Origin of the sequence: Thermomonas sp. (assembly GCF_025993755.1) — a bacterium.
Lineage (GTDB): Bacteria > Pseudomonadota > Gammaproteobacteria > Xanthomonadales > Xanthomonadaceae > Thermomonas.
In genome coordinates this window covers 1-1,541 of sequence record NZ_JAMQHN010000184.1, presented here as the reverse complement: position 1 = coordinate 1,541, position 1,541 = coordinate 1, and the positions used below count along the sequence as shown (strand labels likewise).

The following is a 1,541-nucleotide window of genomic DNA, read 5'->3' as shown; positions in this document are numbered from 1 at the left end:
TGGGGCCTCGCGCTCGGTCCGCACGGAACCGGCGTCAAGGTGTTCTTCCTCGGCTGCGTGTTCGTCGCCGGTGTGTACGGGGCGCTGACGGCGAGCCGCAAGATCCTCTTCGTGCAGGCGATTCCGGCGGCCGTGGCGCTGGCGCTCGTGCTGCTGCCGGCTTGAGCAGGTTGCGCCGCGCGGGACGCGTCAGCTCGTCGCGACGCGCAGCTTCAGCCGCAACCACTCGACGAACTCGCGACACTTCGCCGGCAGCTTGCGGACGGGCGCGCCGCCACGCTCGAGCGGGGCATAGGGCAGCAGCAGCATCATGGCCAGGTACACCACGATCATGCCGCCGCCGGTGCCGAACAGCAGCAGCACCGCGATGATGCGCAGCAGCGTCACGTCGAGCTGGAAATAGCGGGCGAGGCCCAGGCACACGCCGCTGATCAGTGCTCCCTCACTCACCTGCTGCAGGGGCCGGGTCGCATCCCGCGTGGCGCGCTCCGTCGAGCCCGTGGCGCCCGGTACCTGGACCGTGCCGATTTCCTCCAGCGCCGGCTCCAGTTCGGCGAGCGTGACGACGGACTGTTGCGGGCCCATGCGCCGCAGGCACTGGTCGGCGATGGCCTGCTCGAGGTCGCCGAGGATTTCCTGCGGGTCCGGGTCACCTTCGAGCAGGCTCGCCGATTCGGCGAGGTAGTGCTCGAGGCGCGCATACGCCGCTTCGTCGAACTGCAGCGTGCTGCGATTGAGGCTGACCGTGACCGAGATGCGTTTCATGGCTCAGTGTCCGATGTCGGCGATGGTGCGGTTGATGAGGTTCCAGTAGTCATCGAGCGCGGCGAGCTGGGCCTTGCCGGCATCGGTCAGGCGGTAGTACTTGCGCGGCGGCCCGGCATCCGATTCCTGCCATTCGTAGAGCACGAGTTCCTCGCGACGCAGCTTGCTGAGCAGGGGATAGAGCGTGCCTTCCTGGGTGGCGAACTCGGTGCCGGCCAGGCGACGCAGGATATCGGGTACGTAGGCGCTGCGGGCGCCGACGATCTTCAGCACCAGGAATTCGAGGAGCCCCTTGCGGATGGGGGCGAGCTTGGATTCGACGAGCATGGTCCAACCAGGCAGTACCTTGTCAGCACAAGGTACTATCATTCGAACTGTCCGTCAATCTTCGGCCGTCTTCAGCCAGTCGCGCAACTGGGCGTAAACCTCTGGCCGGCATAGCAATTCGAGGTGTCCCATGCCGTGGCCGACCCACTGGTGGGACTCCGGGATCCGCAGCCGACGCTCGGCCTTGGCGTGATGCCCGAGCGCGCTCGCGAGCGGGACCAGCCCGTCACCGACCAGGCGCTCGCCCAGCAGGTCGCGCCGCGACCCGAGCGTCGCGGCGGCGGCATAACACTCGATCCCGGATGGCAGCGGTACGTGCCGGTGGGCGCCGGAGGTGACGTTGCCGTGGCGCAGGTCGGTGATGCCGGCGCTCCGTTGCCTGCCAATCTGCGTGAACGGCGCCGAGTACGGGCTCAGCCCCATGACGAAGTCGAGCCCGTGACCGCCTC

The 1,541-nt window shown here is 68.0% G+C and carries 4 protein-coding genes; 1 reads left to right on the top strand and 3 read right to left on the bottom strand.

What is annotated here, in order from left to right:
- The coding region (locus Q0X16_RS12965; RefSeq protein WP_297835213.1) for a DUF1304 family protein at nucleotides 1-165 on the top strand (165 nt) is incomplete at its 5' end.
- Between the two features lie 24 nt (nucleotides 166-189).
- On the opposite strand, the gene Q0X16_RS12960 is transcribed toward Q0X16_RS12965, so the two are convergent.
- From Q0X16_RS12960 to Q0X16_RS12950, 3 genes are all read right to left on the bottom strand, one after another.
- Nucleotides 190-765, bottom strand: a complete 576-nt coding sequence (locus Q0X16_RS12960) for a PspC domain-containing protein (protein WP_297835211.1) — start codon at nucleotides 763-765, stop codon at nucleotides 190-192.
- Nucleotides 766-768: 3 nt separating this feature from the next.
- Nucleotides 769-1,092, bottom strand: a complete 324-nt coding sequence (locus Q0X16_RS12955; protein ID WP_297835208.1) for a PadR family transcriptional regulator — start codon at nucleotides 1,090-1,092, stop codon at nucleotides 769-771.
- A gap of 54 nt (nucleotides 1,093-1,146) precedes the next feature.
- Nucleotides 1,147-1,541: hypothetical protein (locus Q0X16_RS12950; RefSeq protein ID WP_297835205.1), on the bottom strand; the 395-nt coding region annotated here is incomplete at its 5' end.

Bases quoted from the DNA above. Each gene is read 5' to 3' on its own strand.
- Q0X16_RS12960 (WP_297835211.1), bottom strand. From the start codon at position 765: ATGAAACGCATCTCGGTCACGGTCAGCCTCAATCGCAGCACGCTGCAG.
- Q0X16_RS12955 (WP_297835208.1), bottom strand. From the start codon at position 1,092: ATGCTCGTCGAATCCAAGCTCGCCCCCATCCGCAAGGGGCTCCTCGAA.